General features: G+C 68.5%; 18 protein-coding genes. 5 read left to right on the top strand and 13 right to left on the bottom strand.

The genetic code is table 11. The annotated features are described in order from the left end of the window. Positions 1 to 3: 3 nt before the first annotated feature. The 8 genes from G6034_RS06620 to G6034_RS06585 all read right to left on the bottom strand — a co-directional run bounded on the left by G6034_RS06620 (position 4) and on the right by G6034_RS06585 (position 8750). Positions 4 to 900, bottom strand: a complete 897-nt coding sequence (locus G6034_RS06620) for a shikimate dehydrogenase (RefSeq protein ID WP_176634307.1) — start codon at positions 898 to 900, stop codon at positions 4 to 6. Next, positions 901 to 2208 (bottom strand): endolytic transglycosylase MltG, encoded by a 1308-nt coding sequence (gene mltG / locus G6034_RS06615; protein WP_176634306.1) that lies wholly within the window; start codon positions 2206 to 2208, stop codon positions 901 to 903. After that, positions 2205 to 2774 carry a Holliday junction resolvase RuvX gene (gene ruvX / locus G6034_RS06610; protein WP_246295384.1) on the bottom strand — a complete coding sequence of 190 codons (570 nt, stop codon included), beginning with the start codon at positions 2772 to 2774 and terminating at the stop codon, positions 2205 to 2207. Before ruvX ends, mltG begins: the two co-directional genes overlap by 4 nt. 58 nt (positions 2775 to 2832) lie before the next feature. Then, on the bottom strand, positions 2833 to 5511 hold the full coding sequence (gene alaS, locus G6034_RS06605; RefSeq protein WP_176634304.1) for an alanine--tRNA ligase: 2679 nt from the start codon (positions 5509 to 5511) through the stop codon (positions 2833 to 2835). Between the two features lie 85 nt (positions 5512 to 5596). Then, positions 5597 to 5833 carry a hypothetical protein gene (locus tag G6034_RS06600; RefSeq protein WP_176634303.1) on the bottom strand — a complete coding sequence of 79 codons (237 nt, stop codon included), beginning with the start codon at positions 5831 to 5833 and terminating at the stop codon, positions 5597 to 5599. Between the two features lie 103 nt (positions 5834 to 5936). Further along, a complete protein-coding gene (locus G6034_RS06595; protein ID WP_176634302.1) occupies positions 5937 to 6311 on the bottom strand; it encodes a DUF948 domain-containing protein in 375 nt (124 codons plus the stop codon). Between the two features lie 133 nt (positions 6312 to 6444). After that, on the bottom strand, positions 6445 to 7071 hold the full coding sequence (gene rpsD, locus G6034_RS06590) for a 30S ribosomal protein S4 (protein ID WP_176634301.1): 627 nt from the start codon (positions 7069 to 7071) through the stop codon (positions 6445 to 6447). Positions 7072 to 7307: 236 nt separating this feature from the next. After that, positions 7308 to 8750 (bottom strand): replication-associated recombination protein A, encoded by a 1443-nt coding sequence (locus tag G6034_RS06585; RefSeq protein ID WP_343037962.1) that lies wholly within the window; start codon positions 8748 to 8750, stop codon positions 7308 to 7310. 43 nt (positions 8751 to 8793) lie between these two features. Between G6034_RS06585 and G6034_RS06580 the strand changes: the two genes are divergently transcribed. Both G6034_RS06580 and G6034_RS06575 read left to right on the top strand, forming a co-directional pair. Continuing rightward, the gene (locus G6034_RS06580; protein WP_343037961.1) at positions 8794 to 9438 is read left to right on the top strand and encodes an acVLRF1 family peptidyl-tRNA hydrolase; all 645 of its coding nucleotides are present in this window, start codon (positions 8794 to 8796) and stop codon (positions 9436 to 9438) included. Between the two features lie 562 nt (positions 9439 to 10000). Further along, positions 10001 to 11287, top strand: coding sequence for a hypothetical protein (locus tag G6034_RS06575; protein ID WP_218063651.1), 1287 nt, complete (start codon positions 10001 to 10003; stop codon positions 11285 to 11287). A 94-nt stretch (positions 11288 to 11381) separates the two neighbouring features. On the opposite strand, the gene aspS is transcribed toward G6034_RS06575, so the two are convergent. Then, positions 11382 to 13181 carry an aspartate--tRNA ligase gene (gene aspS, locus G6034_RS06570; RefSeq protein ID WP_176634299.1) on the bottom strand — a complete coding sequence of 600 codons (1800 nt, stop codon included), beginning with the start codon at positions 13179 to 13181 and terminating at the stop codon, positions 11382 to 11384. A gap of 142 nt (positions 13182 to 13323) precedes the next feature. Then, entirely contained in the window at positions 13324 to 14673 is a 1350-nt protein-coding gene (gene hisS, locus G6034_RS06565) for a histidine--tRNA ligase (RefSeq protein WP_176634298.1), read from the bottom strand. Between the two features lie 249 nt (positions 14674 to 14922). Between hisS and G6034_RS06560 the strand changes: the two genes are divergently transcribed. From G6034_RS06560 to G6034_RS06550, 3 genes are all read left to right on the top strand, one after another. Continuing rightward, a complete protein-coding gene (locus G6034_RS06560) occupies positions 14923 to 15723 on the top strand; it encodes a peptidylprolyl isomerase (RefSeq protein WP_176634297.1) in 801 nt (266 codons plus the stop codon). Between the two features lie 124 nt (positions 15724 to 15847). Then, a complete protein-coding gene (locus G6034_RS06555) occupies positions 15848 to 17578 on the top strand; it encodes a DUF349 domain-containing protein (protein ID WP_176634296.1) in 1731 nt (576 codons plus the stop codon). Between the two features lie 93 nt (positions 17579 to 17671). Next, on the top strand, positions 17672 to 18247 hold the full coding sequence (locus G6034_RS06550; protein WP_176634295.1) for a hypothetical protein: 576 nt from the start codon (positions 17672 to 17674) through the stop codon (positions 18245 to 18247). A gap of 58 nt (positions 18248 to 18305) precedes the next feature. Here the strand turns inward: G6034_RS06550 and G6034_RS06545 are convergent, their stop codons facing one another. The 3 genes from G6034_RS06545 to secD form a co-directional block, all read right to left on the bottom strand. Continuing rightward, on the bottom strand, positions 18306 to 20570 hold the full coding sequence (locus tag G6034_RS06545) for a RelA/SpoT family protein (protein ID WP_343037967.1): 2265 nt from the start codon (positions 20568 to 20570) through the stop codon (positions 18306 to 18308). A 262-nt stretch (positions 20571 to 20832) separates the two neighbouring features. Next, positions 20833 to 21825, bottom strand: coding sequence for a protein translocase subunit SecF (gene secF / locus G6034_RS06540; protein ID WP_176634293.1), 993 nt, complete (start codon positions 21823 to 21825; stop codon positions 20833 to 20835). Beyond that, positions 21825 to 23594, bottom strand: a complete 1770-nt coding sequence (secD, locus tag G6034_RS06535; protein ID WP_176634292.1) for a protein translocase subunit SecD — start codon at positions 23592 to 23594, stop codon at positions 21825 to 21827. The genes secF and secD overlap by 1 nt, the downstream gene beginning before the upstream one ends. Positions 23595 to 23635 lie beyond the last annotated feature (41 nt).

The following is a 23635-nucleotide window of genomic DNA, read 5'->3' as shown; positions in this document are numbered from 1 at the left end:
GAGCTATTCGTGCGCGGGGCGCCGGGGGAGCCCAAGTGCGTCGCACATCACATTAAGGACGGCTCCGGCGTGTTCATCTGCCCGCTCCCGGAAACCGCCGGCTTCGGCAAACAGCCGCACCTGTTCCACGCCTTGGTACAAAAGCATCTCAATCCCCGGAACGACAGTGCCGCCGTGCCGTTCCCAGACGGCGGCCAGGGCGCTGGGCCAGGGGTCGTAGGCGACGTCCAGGAGGCACCGGCCCGAAGTGTCCGGGGCGGTGGCGGCAAGGTCCGCCGCGAGCGCGTCCGGCGCGTGCGGGGGCAGTGTTGAAATGACGACCCCGTATCCTGCCAGGGCGCCGGCCGCGGCCGTGAAGGGCACCAGTGAGGCGGAAAGGCCGAGCCTCCGGGCCAGCTCGAGCGTCCCGGCGGACTTGCCCGGGTGGCGCACGTAAATGTCCACGGCGGCGGCACCAAGGTCCGCCAGGGCCGCGACGGCGGAGACGGCGGTGCCTCCCCCGCCCAGCACGGCTGCCCGGGGCTGCCGGGGCGCGCCGGCATGGCGCAGCGCGTTGACGATCCCCGCGACGTCGGTGTTGTCCCCCAACAGGTGCGTGCCGGCGTCGTCCGTCCGGGTGACCACCACGGTGTTTACGGACCCCAAGGACCGGGCCGCCGGGGTGAGGGCGTCCACCAGTTCGGCCGCCCGGTTTTTCAGCGGCATGGTCACGGACAGCCCGTACCAGTTCCCGTCCGCGCGCACCCGCTGCAGAAAGGGCGCCAGGTCCGCCACGTCCAGGTCGACGGCACCGTAGCTGTAGTCAAGGCCCAACTCGGCGTAGGCGCGCCGGTGCATTGCCGGTGACTGGGAGTGCCTTATGGGGTGCCCCAGCACGGCGCCTTGAAGTGCTGCCGCCATCTATTTGCATTCCCCCGGGTTGGCGCCGCACCAGGCGGTGTACTTGGCAACGTTCTTCAGGTGCTCGGCGAAGGTGGTGGCGTACAGGGTCTCACCCGTCTTCAGGTTGACCGTGACCCAGAAATAGTAGGGGTTGGCTTCCGGATGGGCGGCCGCCTCGATGGCGGCACCGGCCGGGGAACCGATCGGACCCACGGGCAGGCCGGGGTTGGCGAAGGTGTTGTACAGGTTTTTCTTGTCCGCTTTTTGGGCGTCCGTGATGTTGTAGGTCTTGATGCCCAGCCCGTAGGCGACGGTGGCGTCGGATTCCAGCCTGCCGCCGGTTTCGCCGTTGGGGTTGTTGATGCGGTTTTCAATGGCGCCGGAGATCTTGGCGTAGTTCGCCTCGTTGCCTTCGAATTCGATGATGCTGGCAATGATGAGGGTGCGGTACTGCGCGGCGGGGTCGGTGATGCCGGCCTTGACCAGGCGGGCCTTCGTGGCGTCGACCATTTGGGCCAGGATCGCCTTGGCGCCGAGCTCGACCGGGAAGCGGTACTCGCCCGGCGACAGGTAGCCCTCCAGGTTTTTTGCCTGCGCGGGCAGGCCGAAGGCCTTGGGGTCGTTGGCGAGTTGTTCAAACTCGGCCTTCGGAATGCCCGTGCTCGTGGCCAGCACTGCCAGCGTCTCGCCGATGCGCAGGTTCTGCGCCACGGCCGCGTAGTGGACCTTGGCGGCGTCCTTGGAGAGCAGCACGGAGACGGCGTCCGACGCCTTCATCTGCTTGCGCATCTGGAACGAGCCCGGCTGCAGCGATCCCGCCCCGTGGGCTGCGTCAAGGGCGTCAAGGAAGGACTGCTCGCTGGCAACCACGTCCTGCGTGCGCAGTTCCGAGGCAACCGAGCGGGCCGTGGACCCTTCCGGGACCACCACCTGCACGCCGCCCGTGCCGGGGCCGGGGTAGTCCGCGGCCTGGAAGCCGCCCAGCAGGGGCCTGACGGTCTGGACCACGAAGAAAACGACGACGGCGAACAGCGCCAGGACGATGAAGAAGACCACCGTGCGGCGGCGCCGGCGGACGCGCTTGGACACGCGCGTGCTGCGCCGGGACGGGAGCGGGGCCCCGTCGAAAAGCGGTGCCTCTTCCGGCTCCGCCGCCCAGGGCCCGGTGTAGTGCGCCTCCTGGGGCTCCCCATGATAGGCCGCGTGGCCGGCGCCGGGCTCCTGCCAGGCCCCTTCCACGGGCAGGTCGTGTTCCTCGGACCAGTGCTGCTCCGGGGCGTCGGCCAGGTGGGACGGGTGGTGGCCGCCGCCGGCGCCCCCGCTCATCGCGGCCCTTCCTGGTGGGCGGGCCCCTGCGGCGGCACGGGCCCGCTGGTTGGCATTGGCATTGAATCGGAGATGGCCGAACCTTCTTCTTCTTCGGACGGAATGGCATTCCCCACGGTGCCCGGCTTGGGTGCACGCACAAGCTCGCCAACGCTTGTGTTGCGTGCCTTTTGCATGTCAAGGGCCTGCTGCAAGATGCCAACGGCCGCTGCCTGATCCACCAGTTTACGATGATCACGGCTCCCGATGCCAGCCGCGTGCAGCGCCTGGTGTGCGCTGACGGTGCTCAGGCGCTCGTCAATGAGCCGCACGGGCACGTCCAGTCCGGCCCTGCCGAGCGCGGCAAGCAGCAGCTGCGCATAGTCCCGCGCCATCCGGGCGGAGCCCTTCTCGGCGCCCTTGAGCGTGCGCGGCAGCCCCACAAAGATCTCCACGGCGCCACGCCCGGCGGCCTCGCTGACGACGACCCGGATGTCGGAGTTCCGTTTGGCGTCCCGCGCCAGGGTTTTAACGGGCGTGGCGAGGATGCCGCCGGGGTCGCAGGAAGCCAGGCCGACGCGGGCCATGCCCACGTCGATGCCCAGCTTCACGCCGTGAAGGTAGCCTGGCTGCACAGTAACGTCCCTAGCGGTCCTTGACGGCGTTCGTGACGGCTGCCAGCGCTGCCGGGATGGCCGACACATCGGTGCCGCCGCCCTGGGCCACATCCGGCTTGCCGCCGCCGCCGCCGCCCAGGACACCGGCGGCCAGCTTCACGAGCGCGCCTGCCTTGACCCCGGCGTCGCGCGCTGCCTCATTGGTGGCGATGAGGATCACCGGGCGGCCGCCGCTGGCGCCCGCCACGGCCACAGTGGCGGCCGCGGAGCCCAGCCGCTGTCGCAGGTCCAGGGCCAGCGCGCGGAGATCGTCGGCGCCCGAGACCTCACCGGCGTCGTGCGCGATGACCTGGACGCCGTTGGCGTCGACGGCCGTGCCCGCCAGGCCCGCCGCGGCGGCGCTGAGCTGGTCCCGGCGCAGGCGCTCCAGCTCCTTCTCCGCCGTCTTGAGCTTGGCCAGGGTGGCGGCAACGCGCTCCTGCAGGAGGTTGGAGGGCACCTTGAGCAGGTCCGTCAGGGACGACACCAGGGCGCGTTCGGCGGCCAGGTGCCGGAAGGCGTCCATCCCCACGAAGGCCTCGACGCGTCGGTTGCCGGAGCCCACGGACGCCTCGCCCAGCAGTGTCAGGGAGCCGATGCGGGAGGTGCTGTCCACATGGGTGCCGCCGCACAGCTCGCGGGACCATGCGCCGTCGATCTCCACCACGCGCACCTCGGAACCGTAGTTCTCGCCGAAGAGCGCCGTGGCGCCGAGGGCCTTGGCGGCGTCCAGGGCCATGACCTTGGTGTCGACGCGGAAGTTGTTGCGGATGGCGATGTTGGACACTTCCTCGATCTCCGAGCGGGTGGCGGCGCTCAGGCCCTCGCCCCAGGCGAAGTCGAAGCGCAGGTAGCCGGCCTTGTTGAAGGAGCCTCGCTGCAGCGCCTCCGGGCCGAGGATCTGGTGGAGGGCGGCGTGCACGATGTGCGTGCCGGTGTGCGCCTGCTCGGCGGCGTGGCGGCGTTCACGGTCGACGGCGGCCCGCACCACGGCGTCCGCCGGCAGTTCACCTTCGCGCACGATGGCCTGGTGCACGCTCAGGCCCTTGATGGGCTTTTGCACGTCGAGGACCTCGACGACGAAGCCGTCGCCGGTGATCAGCCCCGTGTCGGCGGCCTGGCCGCCGGCCTCGGCGTAGAACGGGGTCGCATCGAGCACGATCGAGACCTCCTCGCCCATGGACGCGTGGGCCACCGCCGCCCCGTTGGAAAGGATGGACCGGACCCGGCCCTGCCCCTCCAGCTCGGTGTAGCCGGTGAAGACGGTCTCGCCCCGGGCCAGCAGCTCGTGGAAGACGGTCAGGTCCGCGTGGCCGCTCTTCTTGGACTTGGCGTCCCTGCGGGCGCGGTCGCGCTGCTCGAGCATGAGCGTGCGGAATCCGGCCTCGTCCACGGCCAGGCCGGCCTCGGCGGCCATTTCCAGGGTCAGGTCGATCGGGAAGCCGTAGGTGTCGTGCAGGGCGAAGGCCTCGGCGCCGGACAGCGGGGTGTTGGCTGCCTTGGATTCCTTGACGGACTCCTCCAGCCGGGCCGTGCCGCTGGCGATGGTGCGCAGGAACGACTTTTCCTCGGCGTACGCGATCCTGGCAATCCGGGCGAAGTCGCTTTCGACTTCCGGGTAGGCCCCCTTCATGGCGTCGCGCGAGACGGGCAGCAGCTCCGGCAGCACGGCGGTTTCCACGCCGAGCAGGCGCATGGCGCGCACGGCACGGCGGATCAGGCGGCGCAGCACATAGCCGCGGCCCTCGTTGGAGGGGGTGACGCCGTCGGAGATCAGCATCAACGCCGAGCGGATGTGGTCCGCGACCACGCGCAGGCGCACGTCGTCGGTGTGGTGGGGGTCCGCCGGGTCCTCGGTGGAGGTGTATTTCCTGCCCGAGAGTTCGGCCGCCTTGTCGAGGACCGGGCGGACCTGGTCGGTCTCGTACATGTTCTCAACGCCCTGCAGGATCATGGCAAGCCGTTCCAGTCCCAGGCCCGTGTCGATGTTCTTGTTGGGCAGCTCGCCCACCACGTCAAAGTCAACCTTGGAGCGCACGTTGTCGATCTGGTACTGCATGAACACAAGGTTCCAGATCTCGATGTAGCGCGTCTCGTCGGCGATGGGGCCGCCCTCGACGCCGTATTCGGGGCCGCGGTCGTAGAAGATTTCCGAACAGGGGCCGGCGGGGCCGGGCTGGCCGGTGGACCAGTAGTTGTCCTCCTTGCCGATCCGCTGGATGCGGTCGGGGGCAACGCCCACCGTGTCGCGCCAAATGGCCAGCGCCTCCTCGTCCTCCGAATAGACGGTGACCCAGAGCCTGTCAGCGGGCAGCCCGTAGCCGCCGTCCGCCACCGGGGTGGTGAGCAACTCCCACGCGTAGGGAATGGCGGTTTCCTTGAAGTAGTCGCCGAAGGAGAAATTGCCGCACATCTGGAAGAACGTGCCGTGGCGGACAGTCTTGCCGACCTCGTCGATGTCGCCGGTGCGGATGCACTTTTGCACGCTCGTGGCCCGCTTGTAGGGCGGCTCCTCGCGGGCGGTCAGGTAGGGGATGAAGGGCACCATGCCGGCCACCGTGAACAGCAGCGACGGATCCGACGAGATCAGGGATGCCGAGGGCACCGGCGTGTGGCCCTTGCTGGAGAAGAACGTGATCCAGCGATCTGCAATGTCGTGGGATTTCATCGTACCTGGTGGCTCCTTCAATGGTTCCTGGTCAAAAACGGCGGTTCAAGCGAGGTGGCAATGCCCGGGCCCGCGGGCCGGACAGCTAGTGGCGCGGGCCCACGGGACGCCCGGGGTCCAGCCCCAGTGCGGCGCGGAGGTCGTCCTCCCGCTCCCCCATGCCCTCGCGCAGGGCGTCGGCGAAGTCGTGGACGGCGTCGGCCGCCCGGCCCACGGCCCGGTTGAGCCCCTCGGGGCCGATGGCGCCCTTGGCCGCGGCAAGCTTGCGGGCGGCAACCACCCCAATGGTGATGCCAACGCCCAGCCAAAAGATCTTCTTCATGCGTGCTTTCCCTCCAAATTGTCCTCCATGGTGCGTCGCGCCCCGGCACGGCCGCCGTGCCCCGGCGGCTCCCGCCTGTGCCCCGGCGGTTCCCGCCCGTGCCTCAGCGGCTCCGGCGCGCCCGGACTGGCTTCTTGCGGCCGGCAAAGGCCTGGCGGACGCCGTAGGAGAACGCCGCGACCTTGATCAGCGGCTGGCCCAGGGTGGCGGCGAACAGGGACGTGAGCGCCGAGATGTTGGCGGTGGCGTCGGAGATGTTGTTGGAGATCCCGTCCACCTTGCCAAGCTGCGTGTTGGTGGTGGCCACCGTGCTGGTGACCTCGTCGATGAGCGGCGTGGTCCCGTCTCCGATTTGCTTGATGGTGGTCCGGACTTCGTCCAGGACGCGGCCGAGCTTGAAGATGGGCACGGCCAGCAAGGCAACCAGGATGGCAAATACGCCTGCCGCTATCAGTCCCGCAATGTCTCCACCAGTCATGGAGGGCCGCCTCATTTCCGTTTAGCCAAATGTCTCTTTGAATACCTTAGCCAAGAGCAGCCCGCGGCGAGTGCCGCGGGCTGCTCCCAAGGTGTCGGGCCGGATCACGCCGGCCCTACTGTCCGCTATGGATTTAGCGTGAGTAGAATTCGACGACCAGCTGCTCTTCACAGGTTACGGGAACCTCGACGCGCTTGGGCCTGCGAACTAGGCGGGCCTGCAGGCTCTCCAGCTTCACATCCAGGTAGGCCGGGACGTTGGGGAGCACGTCGCGGTGGGCGCCGGCCGCAGCAAGCTGCAGCGGAACCATGGTCTGGCTGCGCGGGTGCACGTGGATCAGCTGACCCTCGGCAACGCGGAACGACGGGCGGTCCACGCGGGCGCCGTCAACCATGATGTGGCGGTGCACAACCAGCTGGCGTGCCTGGGCGGTGGTGCGGGCAAAGCCCGCACGCAGGACCAGGGCGTCCAAACGGGTTTCCAGGATCTCAACCAGGTTTTCACCCGTCATGCCCTTGGTGTGCTTGGCTTCCTCGAAGGCACGGGTCATCTGTGCTTCGCGGATGCCGTACTGGGCGCGCAGACGCTGCTTTTCGCGGAGACGGACGGCATAGTCGCTGTCCTGCTTCTTGCGGGCGCGTCCATGCTCGCCGGGGCCGTACGGGCGGCGCTCGAGGTACTTCGCTGCCTTGGGGGTCAGAGCAATGCCGAGGGACCGCGAAAGGCGGGCCTGCCGGCGGGCACGTGTGCTGTTAGCCACTTGTGTCCTTCCAATATGTGCAACAAGTGTGTGTCCTGGCCTCCATTGTGGAGAGTTGGGGCTGTTGCGGCCCTTCCGCTGCAGCACCCGGGCATGGCCATCCGCGCACGTCTTAGCGGCGGTAGGGCCGCGTCAGTCGTTCCTGGGGTTGGGCATGGAGCCGGGGCTTGCCAGTGCGCCCTCAACTCTACCACCGGCGCGGCCTCCTCCGTGCCCTGCCGCCCGGGCGGCCGTCCTCAGGTGGAGGGCGTTGGCGGGGCCTCGGTCCCGCGGATGATCGCCCTCAGGCGCTCCACCCGCACCGAGAGGTCCCGCTCCAGGCCGTTGCCCGTGGGCTGGTAGTAGTCCCGCCCCACCAGGTCGTCCGGCGCGTACTGCTGGGTGGCGATGGAATGCGGGGAATCGTGGGAGTAGATGTAGCCCCTGCCGTGGCCCAGCGCGGCGGACCCCGCGTAGTGGGCGTCGCGCAGCGGCGGCGGCACCATGGTGCCGCGCCCGGCCCGCACGTCGGATATTGCCGCATTGATGCCCAGGTAGGCTGCGTTGGATTTCGGCGCCGTGGCCACATGGACCACCGCCTCCGCCAGGATGATCCGGGCCTCGGGCATGCCGATCAGCGCCACAGCCTGGGCTGCCGCGACAGCCGTCTGCAGTGCGGTCGGGTCCGCCATGCCCACGTCCTCGGCAGCGGAGATCATGATGCGCCGGCTGATGAAGCGGGGGTCCTCCCCCGCCTCCAGCATCCGCGCCAGGTAGTGCAGGGCCGCGTCGACATCGGAGCCGCGCACGGACTTGATGAAGGCACTGATGATGTCATAGTGCTGGTCCCCCGCCCTGTCGTAGCGCACCGCGGCGGCGTCGATGGCGCGCTCCGCAATGGCGAGGTCCACCTCGACTGGCGTCCCGGCGTCGTGCGGGCCCTCCGTCTCGGAAAGCGCCACTCCGGCCGCGGCCTCCAGGGTGGTCAGCGCCCGGCGCGCGTCGCCGCTGGCGAGCCGGACCAGGTGGTCCAGGGCCTCGTCGGTCAGCGTGACCAGCCCGTCCAGGCCGCGGGGATCGGTGACGGCGCGCTCCACCAGGGCCTGGATGTCAGCGCTGGTCAGCGGCTTGAGTGTCAGCAGGATGGAGCGGGACAGCAGCGGCGAGACAACCGAGAACGACGGGTTTTCCGTGGTGGCGGCGATGAGCACCACCCAGCGGTTTTCGACGCCGGGCAGCAGGGCGTCCTGCTGGGCCTTGTTGAAGCGGTGGATCTCGTCCAGGAACAGCACGGTGGTGCGCCCGTGCAGGTCGCGGTCCGTCAGCGCCTGGTCCATGACGCGCCGGACGTCCTTGACGCCGGCCGTGATGGCGGAGAGTTCGACGAACTTCCGGCCCGGGCCGCGGGCAATGACGTGGGCCAGCGTGGTCTTCCCCGTCCCGGGCGGGCCCCACAGCATGACGGAGGCGGGGCCGGCCGGGCCGCCCGAGGCCCCGCCGCCGGCCAGGAGCTGAAGCGGCGAGCCGGGACCCAGCAGGTGCTGCTGCCCCACCACTTCGTCGAGGGTGCGCGGGCGCATCCTGACGGCCAGCGGGCTCCGGGGGCGGGACCCGCTGGCGGGGGCGGCGGCACCAAAGGTGGGGGTGCCGTCGTCGTTCCCGTCATCGTCCCCGAAGGCACTGTCAAAGAGGTCAGTCACCCCTGTAGCCTATCCGCCGCCGCTGACAGGTATCGTGGCAGGCGTGAGAGAGCCCAGCCGCACCGCCCTGGTCCCCGCCGCCCGCCTGTCCGGCTGGGTGGCGCGCTTCGCCGCCGCGCACGGTGGCCAGTCCCTGATGGCGGACACGGACGGCGGCCTCGAGCTGCGCATGAACGACGGCGCCGCGGCCCTCCTCGCCCCTCCCTGGCCCGACGACGGCCGTCCGGGGCGCGGTGCCGGGCTGCTGGAACGGCTGGAGTCGCTGGCGTCCCAGGAACGGTCCCTGGGGCTGGTCCTGGTCCGCCGCGGCGGGTATGCCGTGGGAGTTGCGGTGGGCGGGAGGCTGCTGGCCCACAAGAACGGCACCAAGCATGTGCAGTCGCGTTCGGCCGCCGGCGGGCAGTCGCAGCACCGGTTTGCCCGCCGCCGCGGCAACCAGGCCGACGCCCTGGTGGTGCGGGCGGCCCGGGAAGCCGCCCGCATTTTCACCGGGCACGGTTTCGAGTACCTGGCCACGGGTGGGGACCGGGCGCTCGTGGAGGCAGTGCTGGCCGAATCCGTGCTGCGGCCCTGGGCAGCCCGGCCCCGGCTCGCGCCGCTGGCGGTGGTGGACCCAAACCTGGCCGTGCTCTCACGCGCCGCCGCCGACTTTTGTGCCGTCCGCATCCAGGTCACCGACGCCGCCTGACCCCCTGCGCCCGACGCCGCACCACCGGGGTGATGGCGCGTCGGCGGAAGACCAGCGTAAAGGGATGGCCGCGTTCGGGTGCAGGGCAGTCAGCAGGCGCTCGGTGCCCTCCGAGGTGGGGTCTGGCGGCAGTGGTGGCGGCCGGCCCCGGCAAAGCCGGCACTTTCGTAGAGCCCACGGGCCCCGCCATCGGCCTCGGTGGCCATGAGCCGGAAATTGGCTGCGCCGGATTCCTCTCCGGCGGCGAGCCGTGCGTCCAGGACCGAAAAATGTCAAGGCCGGCGGCAGAGCGCAGGATCCAGCCGTCGAGTCCCTCCCGGTCGGGCGCCAGCCACGCCCGATCCATCAACAATTCGAGTTCGTCCAGTTCAACCGGGGGCTGGGCGGCGTGGGTCATTGCAGCATGGCACGCGAGCCGCCGGCCAGATATTTCCGCCTGCCACTGCCCAGCGCCGCGTGCACGATCTAGAGTTTCACCAGGCCCCCACGACGATTGCGCGCAGGCGGTCCTCCACCACGGCAGAGGTCAGACAAAGGACGGATCAGCATGGAATGGATAAGAGTGACAAGCGCCAGGGAATTCGTGGAAGCGCTCGGGTCCGGGGCCCTGGCCATCGAAGTGGTCGGCCGCCTGGGCGCAATGCCGTCCGTGACGCTGCCACCGGGAGCGTCGCTGCGCGGCGGATCGCTGGGCTTTGGCGCCAAGGGGCTGCGGCTCACGAGCAACAACACGGTGCAGGACATCACGATCACCACGGCACCGCATGAGGTGGCCATCTACAACGACACCGCTGTCACCGACCTCGGCACGCTGGCGCTGGCCAATGTCACCACCACCGGGCAGGTCTACCTCGCCGCCGACAACCAGGTCCGTGCCGGGCGCATCGAGGCCGACGGCGTCCACGTCACCGCGGCCGATACGCGGGGGCGCTTCCACCGGCCCACAGGCTTCGGCGTGGAGGCCCTGCAGGGCGCATTCACTCTCTGGAACCGGCAGCCGGACCCGGCTGTGCGGCTCACGGCCCGGTTGGAGCGCATTTCGGCCGGCAGCGCCAGCGAGCCGGTCCACGGCGGCGGCGTGTTTGTCGGCGGCCACGGTGACACGGCAGGGAAGGCCGACGGCGGGACGGTCGACGTCGAACTGCTCACCACGGGCGATGTCTTCTCCAACGGGGGCATTGCCCCGGGCACGCCTGACCTGATCAGCGGCGGCGTCTTTGTCATCAGCGGCGCCAACGTTGCGGAGGTGCGCAACCTGGGCACCACCACCACCTATGGCCAAAACGACATGGTCCTGGACAATTGGGGCGCCGTCACGGCCTGGAAGGCGCATGGCGCGGTGACGTCTTGGGGGCCCAGCGGGATCGGCTTTGTGAACTTTGGCGAGATCAGCACGCTTTCGATCGAGGCGCCGGTTGAAACCTTTGGCCTGGGCGCCCGCGGATTCAACGTCTACGACGGGTCGCTCGGGGAGGCCGTCTTCGAGTCCATCACGACCCACGGGGACGGTTCCGTGGGCGTGCAGGTCAGCCGCGAGGTGCCCCGCCTGACCATCCGGGGGGACCTGCGCACGGAGGGCGGCACCGGCGAATCGCTCGTCAAGGGGGTGCTGCTTCCCCTGTCCGCCATCGCCTTGAGCATCAAGCCGGGCGGTCGCATCGGCACGGCCTCGGTGGGCGGGGACGTGCGCACCGAAGGCGCGTGCGTGCCGGCCATGGAACTGGAGGGATCGCTGGACGAAATCAGCGTGGGAGGCACGGTGACGGCGGCAGGCGAGAGGTCCGACGTCGTGCGGGCCGGCCCGGAGCTGGCGGCGGCCCTCGCGGGCCTTACCATCGAGGGACGCTAGGCCAGGGCGGCGTCAAGGCAGTCAAGGCAGTCAAGGCAGTGGTGCCGGCCTCCCTGGTGGGAGGCCGGCACCATCGGGGCGGGGCCTATCGCTGCTACTTGGCCGGCGCCGGTGCGACAACCTGGGGTTCCGCCTTGGCTTCGGGCCTGAAATCCACGCCGGCTTCCTTGCGCTGCTGCGCCGTGATCGGTGCCGGTGCCGCGGTCAGGGGGTCGTAGCCGCCGCCGGACTTCGGGAAGGCGATGACGTCGCGGATCGAGTCGACGCCCGCCAGCAGGGATACCGCGCGGTCCCAGCCGATGGCGATGCCGCCGTGTGGCGGGGCGCCGAATTTGAAGCCTTCCAACAGGAAGCCGAACTTGGTCTGCGCGGCCTCCTTGTCCAGCCCCATGAGCTCAAACACGCGCTCCTGCACCTCGCGCTGGTGGATGCGGATGGAGCCGCCGCCAATTTCGTTGCCGTTGCAGACAATGTCGTAGGCGTAGGACAGGGCGCTTTCCGGGTCCTTGTCGAAGGTGTCCAGGAATTCGGGCTTGGGCGAGGTGAAAGCGTGGTGGACGGCTGTCCACTGGCCGCTGCCCACCGCAATGTCCCCGGAGGCCACGGCGTCCGCCGCGCGCTCGAACATGGGGGCGTCCACGATCCACACAAAGGCCCAGTCGGCCGGGTTGATCAGGCCGGTCCGGTGGCCGATCTCGACACGGGCGGCACCCAGCAGGGCGCGCGAGGGGTTGACTTCGCCGGCGGCGAAGAAGATGCAGTCGCCGGGCTTGGCGCCCACGGCGCCGGCCAGGCCGGCGCGCTCGGTGTCCGTCAGGTTCTTGGCCACCGGGCCGGTCAGCTCGCCCTCATCCTTGACCAGCACGTAGGCCAGGCCCTTGGCGCCGCGCTGCTTGGCCCATTCCTGCCAGGCGTCGAGCTGGCGGCGGGGCTGTGCGGCTCCGCCGGGCATGACGACGGCGCCCACGTAGGGAGCCTTGAAGACGCCGAATTCGGTGTCCTTGAAGAACTCCGTCATCTCGGTCAATTCCAGGCCGAAGCGAAGATCGGGCTTGTCCGAGCCGAAGCGGGCCATGGCATCGCGGTAGGTCATGCGCTGGATAGGCAGCGGAATCTCGACGTCGATCAGCTTCCACAGGGCCGAGACGATCTTCTCGCCCAGGGCGATGATGTCGTCCTGGTCGACGAAGCTGGCCTCGATGTCGAGCTGGGTGAACTCGGGCTGGCGGTCCGCGCGGAAGTCCTCGTCACGGTAGCAGCGGGCGATCTGGTAGTACTTTTCAAAGCCGCCCACCTGCAGCAGCTGCTTGAACAGCTGGGGGGACTGCGGCAGTGCGTACCAGGAGCCCGGTGCCAGGCGGGCGGGGACCAGGAAGTCCCGGGCACCTTCCGGCGTCGAACGTGTCAGGGTGGGGGTCTCAATCTCCACGAAACCCTCCCGGTGCAGCAGCTCGCGGGCCACGCGGTTGGCCTCCGAGCGCAGGCGCAGGTTGTGCTGCATGGATGGGCGGCGCAGGTCCAGGTAGCGGTGCTTCAGGCGCGCCTCCTCCCCGACCTCCACGTGCTCGTCGAGCTGGAACGGCAGCGGGGCCGCCTCGTTAAGCACGACGACGTCGTCGGCCACCACTTCGATCCCGCCCGTGGCCAGGGCCGGGTTTTCGTTGCCCCCCGGGCGGCGTGAGACGGTGCCCGTGACCTGCAGGACGTATTCGTTGCGCAGCGCGTGGAACACGTCCTCCTCGCGGACGACGATCTGCGACACGCCCGACTCGTCACGCAAATCAAGGAACGCAACGCCACCATGGTCGCGGCGGCGGGCCACCCACCCCGCAAGGGTTACAGTCTGTCCAATGTGCTCAGCCCGCAGGGAGCCCAGGTCATGTGTGCGCAGCACAACATTCCTTCCAATCGTGGTGACCGGCCCGTGCCTGACGGGCCATGAGTTTGTCTCCGCTCGAGTTTACCGGTGAATCCGATGCCCGGTGGTCGGGCCCGTCGTGCGCGCGCTGTCGCCCGCCGGCCTGGGCGGCCCTGGATTAACCGGCTACGACGATGCGCGGCTTGAGGTCCTCGGCGGGGGGCATCCAGGCTGCGGGGTCGGCGGGGAGCTGCTCGCCGGAGCGGATGTCCTTGACCTGGTGCACGCCCTCGTTGTCGGTGAACCACACGAAGGGGATGCCGCGCTTGTCCGCGTACTTGATCTGCTTGCCGAACTTGTCGGCCCTGGCCGCCACCTCCGTGGAGATGCCGCGGGCCCGCAGCGCCGCGGCGACTTCCTGCGCGCCGGTCCAGCTGTCGTCGTCCGCCAGCGTGATGAGCACCGCCGTCGGGACGCTGCGGGAGGCCGTGGCGAACTCCTGGCTGAGGATGCGCGAGACCAGGCGCGTCACGCCGATGGACAGCCCGACGCCGGGGAACTTGCGGCTGCCCTTGGACGCCAGGGCGTCGTAGCGGCCGCCGGAACAGATGGATCCGAGCGCCTCGTGGCCCACCAGGACCGTCTCGTACACGGTGCCCGTGTAGTAGTCCAGGCCTCGGGCGATCGAGAGGTCCGCCACGACCGAGCCCGGCGCGCTCTTCACCGCGGCGGCGATGACCTGCTCGAGTTCGTTCAGGCCCTCCTCCATCAGTTCATCGGTGACACCCAGCTCGCGCACCCTGGCCACAAAGGAGGTGTCCTCGGTGCGGATTGAGGCCAGGGCGAGGGCCTGGGCGGCTTGTTCGGCCGTGGCGCCGAGCTCGGACTTGAGCAGTTCCGCGACCTTCTCCGCGCCGATCTTTTCCAGCTTGTCGATGCTGCGCAGCACGCCAGCCGTATCGGTCAGGCCGATCCCCCGGTAGAAGCCCTCGGCCAGCTTGCGGTTGTTGATGCGCAGCTTGAACGCGGGGATCGGCAGGGCGGACAGGGCCTCCGCAATCACCAGCGCAAGTTCCACGTCGTAGCGGAAGGGAAGGTCGCCGTCGGCCACCACATCGATGTCCGCCTGGGTGAACTCGCGCGCGCGGCCCTCCTGGGGGCGCTCGCCGCGCCACACCTTCTGGATCTGGTAGCGGCGGAACGGGAAGGAAAGGTAGCCGGCGTTTTCCACCACGTACCGGGCAAACGGCACCGTGAGGTCAAAGTGCAGCGCCAGCTGGTGGGGGTCCTCCCTGGCACCGGACGCGGCGGCGCCGTCGTCGTCCTGCAGGCGGGAGAGGGCGTAGACCTCCTTGTCGATCTCGCCCTTGCGCAGGAGCTGGCCCACGGTCTCCACGGCGCGGGTCTCCACGGAGCTGAAGCCGTGCAGTTCAAAGATGCGCCGGAGCGTGTCCAGCACATGCTGCTCCACCAGCCGCTCCTGTGGCAGCCACTCGGGGAAACCTGACAGGGAGGCGTTGCGTGCCATGGGTGGAACTCTCCTAACGAGGGGGGCGGGGTGGCACAACCCCGGGCAATCCAGGGCAGGCGCGGTCCGCCGAGCAAAGTGATCGTGTTCCGGATCCAGCCACCGTGTCCGGCCTCCGCAAGGCAGATCCATGGGTAAACTGACATCCGGCTGCCATTTTATAAGGTTTGGCGGGCCGCCCCAACCAGTCCCCGCCGCCTGCAGTCTGTGCGGGCGCGGGCCACGCGACGAAACCATGGAGAACCACCGTTGGCTAACAACAAGAAGGACGGCCGGGAGGCAAAGGCACGGGTGGCCCGCATGGCGGCCAACCAGCAGCTGCACCGGGAGCAGGTTACCCGGCGCAAGCGGGACAACATCGTGGCCGCCGCCGCCATGGCCGTCGCCATCGCCGTCGCCGTGGTCCTTGCCCTGACGGTGTTTTCCGGCCCCAGGAACGACGCCGTGGCCACGGACACCCCGACCGCCACCACCGGCGCGTCCCCCACCGCCAGTGCGCCCGTGGAAACCAACAGCCCCACCGTCCCCAAGGCGGCCACAGCGGCGGGCAGGACGTTCACGGGAACGCTCACACTCAACGGCCAGCCACTGGGTGTGCTGATTGACGGCACGAAGGCACCACAGGCCGCCGCCGTGTTCAAGTCGCTGGCGGACAGCAACTTCTTCAAGGGCAAAACCTGCCACCGCCTGACGGATGCCGCCAACTTTGCGCTGTTGCAGTGCGGCTCCCTCAAGGGCGACGGCGCCGGCGACCCCAACTACCAGTGGGGTCCGGTGGAGAACTCCCCCGCCAACGGCGTCTACCGGGCCGGCAGCATTGCCGTGGCCCGCGGTTCCAGCACCTACAGCAACGGCACGCAGTTCTTCATCACCTACAAGGACACCACCCTCCCCCAGACCACCGGCGGCTACACCCTCATGGGCAAGGTCACCAGCGGGCTTGACGTCGTGGCCAGGATCGCCGCCGCGGGCATCACCCCGGGAGCCTCGGGCGCCACGGACGGTGCGCCCAAGTCCAAGGTGACGATAGACTCGCTTACGCTGAAGTAATTTCAACAGGCCACCCCGTCCCGGGTGCAGGAACGCCCCCTGGACCGCAGCACATTCGATCCCGGCCACATCGATTTGCGTATTTGACCTGCCAGATTTCCCTCGACGCGAAAGACTTTTAGCGGTGACACACAGTCAACAATCCGACGAAACAACGGCCCTGAACACTGAGGCTGCGGACGCCCCGGCACCCGCCAACGGGACGGCCCCTGAATCCGCGGCACCTGCTGCCGAGGCACCTGCTGCCAGGAACGGCGCTGCGCCCGAGGCCGCGCCGCAAGCGGCCGTTAACGAGGCAAACGGGAACCCGGCTGAAGCGGAGGTTGCGGTCGAGGCCGCTTCCGTTGGGGCCGACGCAGCGGTGCCCGCCGAGGCCCCCGCCGTTGAAGAGGAGGTTGCGGCCGCTGACGCCGGGGCCCGCGCCGTTGAAGCTGAAACCCCCGTGGATGATGCGGAAGCTCCCGCCGCCGTGGAGGCCCCCGCGCCCGCGTCGCCGGCTGTCCCGTCCCCCGCGGCGCCGTCCCCGGCTGCCTTTGCCGCCCGGCCGAAGGCCGCTGCCGCGGCCCCGTTGACGGCTCCGGCGCCCGCCGCTGCCGCCGTGAACCTTGAGGAAGCGGCGAAGTTCGGCCGGGCCGAGGATGACGGACACGTTTTCCTGAAGCTGGATGGCGAAGAGTTCCCGGTGGGCCAATACCCCGGTGCCAGCAAGGATGAAGCGCTGGCCTACTTTGCCCGCAAGTTTGAGGACATCGCCGCGCAGATCGCGTTGCTTGAACAGCGCGTCGAGGCCAGGGCCGCCACAACCGACATGAACAAGACGGTGAACCACCTGCGGGCCCAGCTAGGTGAACGCACCAGTGTTGGCGACATCAACGGTGCACTCTCGCGCCTCGCCGCCCTCGAGGAAGCCATCAAGGGGCTCCAGGTGGCGGAACGGGCGATCCACGATGCCGCCCGTGGCGTGGAGCTTGCCGCCCGCGAAGCCATTGTGGCCGAGGCCGAGTCGATTGCGGCCGAGGACCCGTCCACGGTCATGTGGAAGGTCAGCAGCGCCCGCATGAACGAGCTCTTTGAATCCTGGAAGCAGGCGCAGAAGACGGGCTTGCGCCTGGGCCGGGCAACGGAGGAAGCCCTGTGGAAGCGGTTCCGCAGCGCCCGCACCGTTTTTGACCGGCACCGCCGCGCGTACTTCTCCCAGTTGGACAACAACAATGCCACGGCCAAGGCAGCCAAGGAGGCGTTGATCGCGGCGGCCGAGGAACTTTCCTCCTCCACCGAGTGGGGCTACGCCGCAGGCGAGTACCGCCGCCTGATGGATCAGTGGAAGGCGTCCCCGCGTGCCAGCCGCAAGGACGACGACGCGCTCTGGAACCGTTTCCGTGCCGCCCAGGACAAGTTCTTCAAGGCCCGCCAGAGCGCGAATGAGGCCATTGATGAGGAATTCGGAGCCAACCTGGTGGTCAAGGAAGCCCTCATCACCGAGGCGCAGGCCCTGCTGCCCGTCACGGACCTGGCGTCTGCCAAGAAAGCCCTGCAGTCCATCCGCGACCGCTGGGAAGCGGCAGGCAAGGTGCCGCGGGCGGACATGCAGCGCGTGGAGGGCGCCCTCCGCAAGGTGGAGGACGCCGTCAAGGCCGCCGACGACGACAACTGGCGCCGCAGCGACCCGGAAGCCAAGGCCCGCACCAGCAGCGCGCTGACGCAGCTCGAGGCCACCATCGCCGGGCTGAGGGAGGACCTCGCGTCCGCGGAGAAGGCGGGCGACGCGCGCAAGGCCGCACAGGCCCGGGAAGCCCTCGCGGCCAGGGAACTCTGGCTGGAACAGATCCGCAAGGCCGCCGAGGACTTTAGCTGATCCGAACAGTTTCATGCGGCCTCCGGGCCGGGTTGTCCACAATCCGGGCCGGGGGCCTTTCTACCTCCCGGCCCGGGGGCGCACGCTGGGCCCATGCACACTTTCACTGAGCCCGGCGGCGTCCTCGCCCCGGGCGGCCAGTTCACCATCGCGGAACTGTGCGCCATGGAACGCGACGGCGTGCTGTCGCGGGTGTTCGGCCAGGCGTTCCGCTCCGTGGCCGAGCCCGAAACCGCTGCCCTCCGTGCGTCGGCCCTGGCACACCACGTGCCTGCGGCCCTCGCGGGGCGGGCAGTGCTGGGCCGCGGATCCGCGGCGTGGGTCCACGGCTGCGCTCCGCCGCCCCCGGCCATTTGCCTGCTCCTGGACCGCGGACACCGCACCACCTCGCTGGCACCGCTCAGCGGATGCAATGTCCACGAGGTCCAGCTGGGACCTTACGACGCCGAACGGCTCGGCGGTGCGCAGGTCACCTGCGCGCTGCGCACCGCGGTGGACATCGCCATGCATGAACCGGCGGCAAGGGCCGTTCCCGTGCTGCTGGCGCTGTCGCGGAACGCCGATTTGAACTGTCCGCTGGGACGCATCAACATGGCGGTCGGCATGGCGCGCCACGTCCCTGGCAAGCGCCGGGCGCAGGACCTCCTGCGCAGCCTCCTGGAACGTTGACCGCCCGCATGCCAAACCCACGCGAGCGGTGCCCGATACGACCCGGAGCCGCGGGGCGTCAGTTGCGGCGCTGCGAGCCGGAGGTCCGGTAGACGTCAAACACCCCGTCGATGCGCCGCACGGCGTTCAGTACGTGGTGGAGGTACTTCGGGTCCCCCATCTCAAATGCGAAGCGGGAGAGTGCCACCCGGTCGCGCGAGGTGTTCACGCTGGCGGCCAGGATGTTGACGTGGCTTTCGGCCAGCACGCGGGTGACGTCGGAGAGCAGGCTCTTGCGGTCCAGTGCCTCCACCTGGATCTCCACGAGGAACACCCCGGACTGGGTGGGCGCCCAGTCAACATCCACGAGCTTTCCGGGGTCGGTGTTCTTCAGGTGCAGCAGGTTGGGGCAGTTCTCGCGGTGCACCGAGACGCCCGAGCCCTTGGTCACGTAGCCGGCGATCGGGTCCGGGGGCACGGGCGTGCAGCAGCGCGCCAGCTTAACCAGCACGTCCCCCACGCCGTGCACGATCACGCCCGAGTCCGATATCCGAGAGCGCGCGTTGGAGACGTGGGTGGCCACCGGCGGGGCGGCGTCCTCGATGTCGTCGTTGACGCCGAGCACGTCGATGAGGCGTTCGACGACGGACTGGGCCGAGGTGTGCCCGTCACCGACGGCTGCGTACAGCCCGGCAATGTCAACGTAGCGGAAGTGCTGGGTGACGGCCATGAGGGCGTCATGCGTCATCATTTTTTGCAGCGGCAGGTTTTGCTTGCGCATCTGCCGGGTCAGCAGGTCCTTGCCCTTTTCAATGGACTCTTCGCGCCGTTCCTTGCTGAACCACTGGCGGATCTTGTTCCTGGCCCGGGCGCTCTTGACGAAGTTTTGCCAGTCCTGGCTGGGCCCGGCACCTTCCGCCTTGGACGTAAAGATTTCAACGGTGTCCCCGTGCTCCAGCTCGCTGTTGAGCGGGACCAGCTTGCCGTTGACGCGGGCACCGATGGTGCGGTGGCCCACCTCGGTGTGGACGGCATAGGCAAAGTCGACGGGCGTGGAGCCTGCGGGCAACGCAATGACCTGGCCCTTGGGCGTGTAGACGAACACCTCGCGGGCGTTCATTTCATAGCGCAGGGAATCCAGGAACTCCCCGGGGTCCGACGTCTCCTGCTGCCAGTCAACCAGCGTCCGGAGCCAGCTCATCTCCTCCTGCCCGGAGACGGGATTCTTGCTCCCGGTCTTGTACTTCCAGTGCGCGGCGACGCCGTACTCGGCGCGCTGGTGCATCTCGTGGGTGCGGATCTGAATCTCCACCGGTTTGCCGTCCGGACCGATCACCGTGGTGTGCAGCGACTGGTACATGTTGAACTTCGGCATCGCAATGTAGTCCTTGAACCTGCCCGGAAGCGGGTTCCAGCGGGCGTGGATGGTGCCCAGGGCTGCATAGCAGTCCCGCACCGTGTCAACCAGCACGCGCACGCCCATCAAGTCATTGATGTCGTCAAAGTCCTTGGCCCGCACCACCATCTTTTGGTACACGGAGTAATAGTGCTTGGGCCTGCCGGTGATCTCGGCCTTGATCTTGGCGCCCCGCAGGTCGTCGCTGATCTGGCGGCGGATGACCGTCAGCTGCTTTTCCCGTTCCGGCGTCCGGTCCTGGACCATGCGGACCAGTTCCTCATAAACCTTGGGGTACAGGGCGGCGAAGGAGAGGTCCTCAAGTTCCCACTTGATGGTGTTCATGCCCAGGCGGTGCGCCAGGGGAGCAAAAATGTCCAAGGTCTCCCGTGCCTTGCGGCCCGAGGACTCTGCGGAGACGAAGCGCCAGGTGCGTGCGTTGTGCAGCCTGTCGGCCAGCTTGATGACCAGCACGCGGATGTCCTGGGCCATCGCGATGACCATCTTCCGGACGGTCTCGGCCTGGGCGGAGTCGCCAAACTCCACCTTGTCCAGCTTGGTCACCCCGTCCACGAGCTTGGCGATCTCGTCGCCGAAGTCGTGCCGCAGCTCATCGAGCCTGTACGGCGTGTCTTCAACCGTGTCGTGGAGGAGGGCGGCGGCCAGCGTGGGGCCGCTCATCCCCAGTTCGGCCAGGATGGTCGCAACGGCCACGGGGTGGGTGATGTAGGGGTCCCCGCTCTTCCGCTTTTGCCCCTCATGGTATTTCTCCGCGACGGTGAAGGCGCGCTGGATCAGCTCGAAGTCTTCCTTCGGGTTGTTGACCCGGACAATCCGCAGCAGAGGTTCCAGAATGGGGGAATGGCTTTCCGTGGACCAGCCGGCCAGGCGCGCCAGCCGGGAGCGTGTTCGTTCCCGGCGTCCCGGAAACGTGGGCCGCAGGTCCACCGGCGTGTGCGGCGCGTCCGCCGCGCCCGCGTAGGTTTCCCCGGCGTTGTCGGCCAAAATTCCATGCGAGGGTGATGGATCGCTCACTACGCACTACCTCCCTCGTCCATCCCGCCCCGGGCCGCCCTTGGCAGGCGGGCGCGGGACCCACGCCATTTACCTAGTGTAATCCCGGCACAGCCATGTGCCGGCCACGTGGGGACGGGCCGGGACGGGCGCCCGCCGCCCCCCCGGCCCGTTGCCCGGACCTGGGCCCGCAGCGCTATGCGTCCACGGCCTCCGCCGCGCGCCTGGCCTGGACCTTCTTGGCCTGCTTGACCAGCTCCGGCTCGTGCTCGCGCAGCCACGCGTACATGGGAGCGGCCACGAAGACAGTGGAGAAAGTGCTGACGATGATGCCGATGAACAGGGCGAGGGACAGGTCCCGGAGCGTTCCGGCGCCCAGCAGCATGGCGCCGATGAACAGGATGGACCCCACGGGGAGCACCGCCACCATCATGGTGTTGATGGACCGGACCAGTGTCTGGTTCACGGCCAGGTTCACCTCCTCGCCGAAGGTGCGGCGCGTGGAGGACTTGATGTCCGCCGTGTTCTCCCGGATCTTGTCGAACACCACCACCGTGTCATACAGCGAATAGCTGAGGATGGTCAGGAAGCCGATGATGGCCGACGGCGTCACTTCAAAGTTGGACGCCGCGTACACGCCGGCCGTGACAACCATGACCACCAGGAGCCCGACGATCGCCGCTATCGACATTCGCCAGGTGCGGAAGTACAGCGCCATCATGATGGTTGCCAGCAGCACGAAGACGATGAAGCCGATGATGGCCTGGCGCGAAACGTCCTGGCCCCACGACGGACCGACGAACGTCGAGGCAATTTGGCTGTCGGCAACCCCGTACGCCGTCTTCAGCGCGTCCTTGACCTTGATGGTCTGGTCGTCGGAGAGGCGGTCGGTCTGCACCTGCATGGTCTTGCCGGCAATGTTGGTCACCACGGCCACGGTGCCGGGGGCGCCTTCCGAGACGGCCTTTTCGCCGATGGACGGGCTCGTGTTGGACACGTTCGAGATGGTGAACTGGGACCCGCCGCGGAACTCGATGCCGAAGTTGAAGCCGCCTCCGAGCAGGGGGACCAGGATGGACAGGAGGACGGCGACGGCCGTGATCCCGAACCAGAGCTTGCGCCTGCCGACAAACTGGTAGGTCCGCTCGCCGGTGTACAGCTCGTTGCCGAAAGTGGCGAAACTCTTCATTACTTGCCCTCCTTGGAGTCGTCACGGGGCTCGGGCTTCTTGGCGCCCGCACCCCGACTGCCCACCATTTGCGCTTCCTTGGCGGCCAGCCGCCGCTCGGCGATCGTCTGGCGGCGTTCGGCCTCCCCGGCGGCCCGGGCGTTCTTCCCCCTGGCCACGGCGAGCGTGTCCTCAGGGGAGCGGAAGCGGCCCGCCCCGCGGTAGAGGGGCACGGCGCCGAGCTGGACGGGATCCAGGCCGGAGAAGTGGTGCCCCTCGCCGAAGAACCTGGTGCGGGCCAGCAGCAGCAGCGTGGGGTGGGTGAACATGAATACGACGATGAGGTCCGCCACGGCCGTCAGACCGAGCGTGAAAGCGAAGCCCTTGACGTTGCCGACCGAGACAAAGTACAGGACGATCGAGGCGAGGATGTTCACGGCCTTGGACGCCAGGATGGTGCGCTTGGCGCGCATCCACCCGTTGTCCACGGCTGCCACCAGCCCCCGCCCGTCACGGAGCTCGTCCCTGACGCGTTCAAAGTACACGATGAAGGAGTCCGCGGTCTGGCCGATGGAAACGATGATGCCCGCGACACCGGCCAGGGACAGCCGGTAGTTTTCACCCCAGCCGAGCAGGATGATGGCCAGGTAGGTAAGGCCTCCTGCGATGATGAGGGAGGTGATCGTGACGAAGCCCAGGGCCCGGTACTGGAACAGCGAGTAGACCACCACAAGGCCCAGGCCGATCAGGCCGGCCAGCAGGCCCATCTCCAGCTGCTGCAGGCCCAGCGTGGCGGAGATTTGTTCATCAGATTGGATGTCGAAGCTGATGGGAAGTGCGCCGAACTTCAGCTGGTCGGCGAGGGTCTTGGCGCTGGCCTCGGTGAAGTTGCCGGTGATCGAGGACTGCCCGTCCGTGATGACCGCCTGCGACGCGGGCGCGGAGACCACATTGCCGTCAAGGACGATTGCAAAGCGGGCCTGGGGGTCGTTCGGGTTGGCGAGGTACTTCGAATACAGGCGCTGGGTCACGGCCTTGAACGCATCGGCGCCCTGGGGCTTGACCAGCGTCAGGGCCACCTGCCACTGGTTGGTGGTGGCGCCCTGGGCGCCGGTCTGCAGCCCGTACGAGGCCGTCTGGATCCACTTCCCGGGAATTTCCACCGGCCCCAGGATGTACTTGAAGCCATTGTCGGCCTCGCACGCCACCATGGGCTTGGCGGGGTCCGCGTTGGTGTCTGGTTCCGTCATGGGTGCCACGCAGCTGGTGGCCTCGTACTGCTTCATGATGGCGGCGTCCACCCAGTTGGGATCACTGGCGTTCGTGGGCTTGGCAGTGGGTTTGGGCAGCTTGTCGGCCGGGGTGCGCTGCGCCACCGGCACGGCACCGGCCGGGGCCTCGCTGGAGACGATCACCGGGCGGAAGTTCATGTTGGCCGAGGCCTTGATCAGGTTCCGCTGCTCGTTGGTGGGCGTGCCGGGCATCTGGACAACAACGTTGCGCCCGCCCTCGGTGGAAATCTGGGACTCGGACACGCCCGAGCCGTCAACGCGCTGGCGGATGATGGCCACGGCCTGGTTCAACTGCTCCGCCGAAATGGAACCGGCACCTTCAACCTTGGGCGCCAGGATCATCTGGGTTCCGCCTTCAAGGTCCAATCCGAGCTTGGGGGCCCAGGAGGCGGCTCCGGAGAGCACCCCGCCCCCCACGGCCAAAATGCAAACGATGATGATCGCCCCAAGCCACAGAAGTGTTCTGCGCGCCATGGACGTCGGGCCGGTTCGTGCCATCAAGGGATCCTTCTATTGGTCACGGGTGAATGAACATGGCA

Source organism: Arthrobacter wenxiniae (assembly GCF_013376105.1).
In the GTDB taxonomy this organism is placed as follows: domain Bacteria; phylum Actinomycetota; class Actinomycetes; order Actinomycetales; family Micrococcaceae; genus Specibacter; species Specibacter wenxiniae.
The sequence above is the reverse complement of the archived record's forward strand: the minus strand, read 5'-3'. Positions and strand labels throughout refer to the sequence as shown.

Coding starts and splice junctions, on each gene's coding strand:
- hisS (WP_176634298.1), bottom strand. CDS start 14,673: ATGGCACGCAACGCCTCCCTGTCAGGTTTCCCCGAGTGGCTGCCACAG.
- mltG (WP_176634306.1), bottom strand. CDS start 2,208: ATGAGCGGGGGCGCCGGCGGCGGCCACCACCCGTCCCACCTGGCCGAC.
- G6034_RS06595 (WP_176634302.1), bottom strand. CDS start 6,311: ATGACTGGTGGAGACATTGCGGGACTGATAGCGGCAGGCGTATTTGCC.
- ruvX (WP_246295384.1), bottom strand. CDS start 2,774: ATGGCCCGCGTCGGCCTGGCTTCCTGCGACCCCGGCGGCATCCTCGCC.
- G6034_RS06600 (WP_176634303.1), bottom strand. CDS start 5,833: ATGAAGAAGATCTTTTGGCTGGGCGTTGGCATCACCATTGGGGTGGTT.
- secF (WP_176634293.1), bottom strand. CDS start 21,825: ATGAAGAGTTTCGCCACTTTCGGCAACGAGCTGTACACCGGCGAGCGG.
- G6034_RS06550 (WP_176634295.1), top strand. CDS start 17,672: ATGCACACTTTCACTGAGCCCGGCGGCGTCCTCGCCCCGGGCGGCCAG.
- alaS (WP_176634304.1), bottom strand. CDS start 5,511: ATGAAATCCCACGACATTGCAGATCGCTGGATCACGTTCTTCTCCAGC.
- secD (WP_176634292.1), bottom strand. CDS start 23,594: ATGGCACGAACCGGCCCGACGTCCATGGCGCGCAGAACACTTCTGTGG.
- G6034_RS06620 (WP_176634307.1), bottom strand. CDS start 900: ATGGCGGCAGCACTTCAAGGCGCCGTGCTGGGGCACCCCATAAGGCAC.